Genomic DNA, 5,545 nt, shown 5'->3' on the forward strand with positions numbered 1-5,545 from the left:
TTCTCGAACCGCTGGTGCGCTGGAAGCCGGATTTCACCTTCGAGCCGGTGCTGCTGCAGAGCTGGGAGATCAATGCGGACGCGACGGAATATGTGCTCAAGGTGCGCCCGGGGGTGAAATGGTCGAACGGCGACGATTTCACCGCCACGGATGTTGCCTTCAACATCACGCGCTGGTGCGAGAAGGATGCCGCCGGCAACTCGATGGCCGGGCGCATGACCGCGCTGATCGATCCCGACACCAAGGTGGCGCGCACTGGTGCCATCGAGGTTCGCGACGGCCACACCGTGGTCCTGAAACTGTCTCAGCCCGACATCACCATCATCCCAGCGATGACCGACTATCCGGCATTGATCGTCCACCACACATTCAATCCGAAGGCGGCGCCACTGTCGGCCAACCCCGTTTGCACGGGCCCGTTCGAACTTAAAAGACTCGATGTCGGCGTTGCTGCCTCGGTGCGCAAGCGGCCGGACGGGTCGTGGTGGGGCGGCGAGGTGTTCCTCGACGGCATCGACTGGACCGACTACGGCACCGACTCGGCCGCCACCGTCTCCGCATTCGAATCCGGTGAGATCGACCTGAATGGGCAGACGCAGTCCTATGACGTCGCCATGCTCGACAGGCTGGGCCTGAAGAAAAGCGAGATCGTCACTGCCGCCACCCTGGTCTCGCGCTGCAACGTCAACGCCAAACCCTATGACGACAAGCGCGTGCGCAACGCCATACAGCTTGCGGTCGACAACGAAGCGGTGCTGCAACTGGGCGCCGACGGCATGGGTATCGTCGCGCAGAACGATCATGTCGGACCGATGCATCCCGAACACGCCGACTTGCCGCCGATCAAACGTGATCCGGTCCGGGCCAGGGCATTGCTCGAGGAAGCCGGCCAGCTCGATTTCGAATTTGATCTGATCTCGGTCGAAGCCGATTACCGCAAGGAAAGCTCCGATGCCGTCGCCCAGCAGATGCGCGACGCGGGCTTCAAGGTGAAACGCACTGTCATCCCGGAATCGGCATTCTGGAACGACTGGACGAAGTATCCCTTCGCGACCACCAATTGGAACGCCCGACCGCTCGGCATCCAGACCTATGCGCTTGCCTACCAGACCGGTTCGGCATGGAACGAGACAGGGTTCGCCGATCCCGACTTCGATGCCAAGGTCCACAAGGCCAACGCCATCGCCGATCCGGAGCAGCGCCGTGCGGTGATGAAGGAACTGCAGGTCATGCTGCAGGATTCCGGCATCATCGTTCAGCCCTACTGGCGAAAGCTGTTCTGCCATATGAAACCTGCCTTGATGGGCTACCAGATGCATCAGGCCTATGAGCAGGACTTCACCCGGGCCTGGCTCGCGGCCTGATCGCGGGCAACCCTTCCGACAGGCGGCGCATTTTCCGGCGCCGCCCTTCGCCTGCTCACCGGGAAAATTGCGCCGAAGCGTCGGCATCAAGGGCGCTCGAGGAGCAGTGCAGGCTTCGCATCGGGCATGATGCACAGGTGCGGCCACACGCGCCATGCCTTGGCAGGTCGGCCGGAATCCCGGGCCGCTGCACCGGACCGGCTGGCACATCAAGCGTGTTAAACATTCTGGTTTCCGCCTCTGTCATCATCAAGCTCCGGTTCATGGCTGGAGCTTACTTTTGACTGATGGAAGTGAAACCCGCTTTCCCGGGCAACGACCTTCCCGAAAACCGGGAGAATTCGCGCTCTTGGTACCGACAGGAACCGAAGCGGCAAGATCGAGCCGCATGAGCGGTCTGCCGCCGCCTGATGTTTATGCCGGATCTCAACAGGTCTCTGCCGCTCAATTGAACTGAATTCGCCTGCTTATTGCGCGGAACTCCAGCCTGTCTCGGGCGTTGGACGCCAATATCTGCAAGATATTTTCCGGTCGACGACAGGCAGTATTATGAAGCTGGCGAAACGCCCCGAGCCACACACGGTCTTCGGACATGAAGCAATTTTGCGGTTGAGATCGCGGAACATGCGGCGTTATTTCCATCCTACCTGGAGACCTTAAATTGCCAGTTCGAATATGCTGCGTCTTTGGCAGCTGGCAATTGCTCAGCCTGGTTGCCTCTCTTCGCCAGTCAACAATGGATGGAAGCTCCCCGGCGGATGAGGAGCATGAGGATTACCTTCTGCTCTATGAAACGGCCGGCGTTTCCGAGCATTTCAAGACCGGTCTTGCTGAACTTGCGTCTACAGTATGGACCTGGAAACGGATCATATGGGCATACGACCTTCTGACGTCCGAGCGTAAATATGGGCAACTGCAAATTTTCCGGATCCATCGTCTGATCCGAGACACAATTGGCATCGACGCGAGTTCCGCGGTTGAAATCTGGGCCTGCTTCGTTAACCGGCCATCGGAAAAAATACTGCTGGACTCATACCCAGAAGCCAAGATCGTTTTGTATGAGGATGGCTTGACGTCATACCTTCCATTCGAAATTTCAACCATGTCATGGCCGCCAGGCACCAGGTTTAGACGGCGCATCACCGGAGCCTTGATTGCAGGACTCTCTACAATTTCACCGGCGTTCCGACTGAGGAAAGCGGCCGACAAGATAGAAAGACACCATCTGAGACGGGTGACAAAGTTTTATTCTTTGCTCCACGAAATCCCCATTCACGATGCTCTGGAGAACGTACCAAGATTTCAGGTCGGCGCTTCGCTGATGCGCGACGTAATAGATGAAGCCTGCAGGGATGCGCTTTCCGGCGGCAATGAACATTGCCGTGCGTCAGCCAACCCACGGATCCTGCTGCTCGGCCAGGCATTGTCGCGAAACGGCATAATGTCGTACGCGCACGAGGCGGCGATCTATAGACGCATTGCGGAGCAGATCGTTGAGAGAGGATACGACGTCGTCTGGAAGGAACATCCCAGAATAAGCACGCCCTTCTTCCCCGAATTGCTGGATACCATCGGCAATGTGACGGCCGACGCCAGCACCAGGATCATGGAGGCGAACCTTCCGCACATATATCCGATAGAGCTTGTCGTATCCCGGATGAACATTGTTGGGTGCGTCTCCGGCACGTCAGCTGCCCTTCTCTACCTGAAGTGGCTTTACGGCATCAAAACATACACATTTGCGGAAACCTTGATCCCCCTGATGACTGGCGCGGATATTCTGATGAGCGAAATGGTGAAAGCCCATGCGGAGCCCTTTTCAGGGCTCCAATCTTTGAACGCAACCAAGGATCCGTTGAAAGGCGGCAGCCCCGAACAGGTTGAACACGATCCTTTGAATCCAACTCAGGCAAACTCGATCTGAGACACCATCGATGTCAAAGCCGCTTTCAGTCCTTCAACGTGCCACCAGGGCCGACGTTCGATCAGAGCCGTTTCCACACATCATCCTGCGCGACGCCCTTCCCCTCGATCTCTACCAGGAGTTGGCCGACACGTTTCCCGCTCCGGAAGCGCTCGAAATTGATACGCGCCGCAACAACACCAGATGGGACTATGAGGCCCACCGCGTTCGGTCGAACGAAGCTGTGCCGCAAATATGGCGCGATTTTATCGCCTACCACGTATCTCAAGCATTTTTCGACGAACTCGCCGACCTGTTCTACGACGATATTCACAAGCTTTACCCTGATTATTATCCCAATTATGAACGCCTCAAGAGTATGAAAGCGGGCATCAGGTTTAGTGACACCTATGCAACGCGCGACATACTGATGGATGCGATGCTCAGCGGGAACACGCCGGTAACCAATGCCGGATCGGTGCGGACAAGCCACATCGACAATGGCGACAAGCTATTTTCTGGCCTGTTTTATATGAGGCCGGAAGATTATGATGCCGTTGGCGGGGACCTGACAATTAGTCGTTTCAAGTCCAAATACGCCACGCTGAAAGCCAAAGCGACACTCTTCAATGATGCCTATGTCGACGACACCCATTTGGAATGCGTCGAAACAGTTAAATACGACAAGAACATTCTTGTATTGTTCATCAATTCGATTGAATCGGTCCACGGCGTCACAGTCCGCCAACCCACCAACAAATCCCGGCTTTTCGTCAACCTGGTTGGAGAAGTCGAAAAGCCATTCTACATCAAAGGAAAAAAGATACGGCCGCGCTATGTCCCGGCGCATCAAGACCAGGATGAGGCGGAACAGACCTGGCTGAAAAGGCTCAAGCAAAAATTGCGGCTTTGAAAGACAACGTCGTCGATCTGAGTTTCAGCCTGAACCGCCAATACCGAGCCGGTTTCGACCTTCGCGGCGGGCAGGCACAGATTGGAGCAGAATGAGACTTCATCCAGCCGCCGAACGGATTGCTTTTTTCAGCACGCTTGTCGCTGTTCTTGTCCTTGCACTGGTGCCTATACCCGGACTCGAGGAGTACGGGATCGATATCGGTTTCCATTACGACAAGCTGAATCACGCCAGCGCCTTTGCCGTCATGACTTTCCTTGGAGGGCTCGGCTGGCCTGATCGCAAGATCAGGCTGATCGTCTTCCTTGCAGTTGTTGGAGCGGCGATCGAGGTCCTCCAGGGCACGGCGCTGATACGACGTGATCTGGACGTGTCCGACTGGGTTGCCGATTGCGTCGGCATCGCGTGTGGCCTCGTGGCCGTGATCTGTGTGAACTGGATCTTGCGGCGCAGAGGTTGAGCCTGTTCTCAAGCCCTTTGTGCACGGGGCCGATAGCCAGAGGAGTTCGCCCCCGGCTCCATTGACTCGGCGAAATCGGATTGCAACGGTCCGATCCGAGAGTGGGCGGTTTTTTCTACCTTGGCCGGACAGATGAAGCTTCGGGCGCGGCACCCAGGAAGCGCGCCATCAGTATTGAGGGACGATGACGATCAAGATCAGGCTTCCGGGTGGCGTGTTGAAGGTCAAGCAACGTCATGAGTTGCGGCGACGGGAGCACAAGGGCGAAGTCCCGGTCTGGCAGTTTGGCAAATATTTCGTCATCTGGTGGCCCAGTACAATTCCCGATCGACCCTCCAAGAGCTCGAATACTGACGATGAGCTTGAAATGAACATTCCATCGACTGGAGAAAGCACGTAAGCTCTATGCATCATGGCTTTGCGAATCAGATTGCCGGGGGGCACACTGAAGGTGAAGACCTACCGCGAACTGCGTGATCGCGAGCGGGATCGCAGGGTGCCTGTGCTGAAACTGGGATCGCTCTATTTCGTCTGGTCCTCGGCCAAGCATCATTCGCACAGGCACAGTCCGCGGCCCTGACATTTTTTGCCGGGCGAAAACCGCTTGCACACTTTTCCTGAATTGCTCCGGAGCGGCCCCTTCGCAGGCAGCGCAATCTGGATCAGCTTGCCTCGCGCATCGCCTCGGCCGCCTGCAGGTCCACCGACACCAGTTGGCTGACGCCCTGCTCGGCCATGGTCACGCCGAACAGCCGGTTCATGCGCGCCATGGTGATGGGATTGTGGGTGATGATGACGAAACGCGTCTCGGTGGTGGCCGCCATCTCGTCCATGAGATTGCAGAAGCGTTCGACATTGTGGTCGTCGAGCGGCGCGTCGACTTCGTCGAGCACGCAGATCGGCGC

General features: G+C 57.1%; 6 protein-coding genes. 5 read left to right on the top strand and 1 reads right to left on the bottom strand.

Annotated features, from left to right (window positions below):
- The 5 genes from EN906_RS21190 to EN906_RS21210 form a co-directional block, all read left to right on the top strand.
- Positions 1 to 1,364: ABC transporter substrate-binding protein (locus EN906_RS21190; RefSeq protein ID WP_164777273.1), on the top strand; the 1,364-nt coding region annotated here is incomplete at its 5' end.
- 661 nt (positions 1,365 to 2,025) lie between these two features.
- On the top strand, positions 2,026 to 3,288 hold the full coding sequence (locus EN906_RS21195; RefSeq protein ID WP_236382846.1) for an alpha-2,8-polysialyltransferase family protein: 1,263 nt from the start codon (positions 2,026 to 2,028) through the stop codon (positions 3,286 to 3,288).
- A gap of 10 nt (positions 3,289 to 3,298) precedes the next feature.
- The gene (locus EN906_RS21200) at positions 3,299 to 4,180 is read left to right on the top strand and encodes a hypothetical protein (RefSeq protein ID WP_127268449.1); all 882 of its coding nucleotides are present in this window, start codon (positions 3,299 to 3,301) and stop codon (positions 4,178 to 4,180) included.
- Positions 4,181 to 4,271: 91 nt separating this feature from the next.
- Complete coding sequence (locus tag EN906_RS21205; protein ID WP_127268450.1) at positions 4,272 to 4,640, top strand: hypothetical protein; 369 nt, start codon at positions 4,272 to 4,274, stop codon at positions 4,638 to 4,640.
- A gap of 184 nt (positions 4,641 to 4,824) precedes the next feature.
- A complete protein-coding gene (locus EN906_RS21210; RefSeq protein ID WP_127268451.1) occupies positions 4,825 to 5,040 on the top strand; it encodes a hypothetical protein in 216 nt (71 codons plus the stop codon).
- Positions 5,041 to 5,302: 262 nt separating this feature from the next.
- Here the strand turns inward: EN906_RS21210 and EN906_RS21215 are convergent.
- On the bottom strand, positions 5,303 to 5,545 hold a 243-nt coding region (locus EN906_RS21215), incomplete at its 5' end, for a hypothetical protein (protein ID WP_164777274.1).

The sequence above is a fragment of the Mesorhizobium sp. M7A.F.Ca.CA.004.06.1.1 genome, assembly GCF_003999135.1.
Taxonomy (GTDB): Bacteria; Pseudomonadota; Alphaproteobacteria; order Rhizobiales; family Rhizobiaceae; genus Mesorhizobium.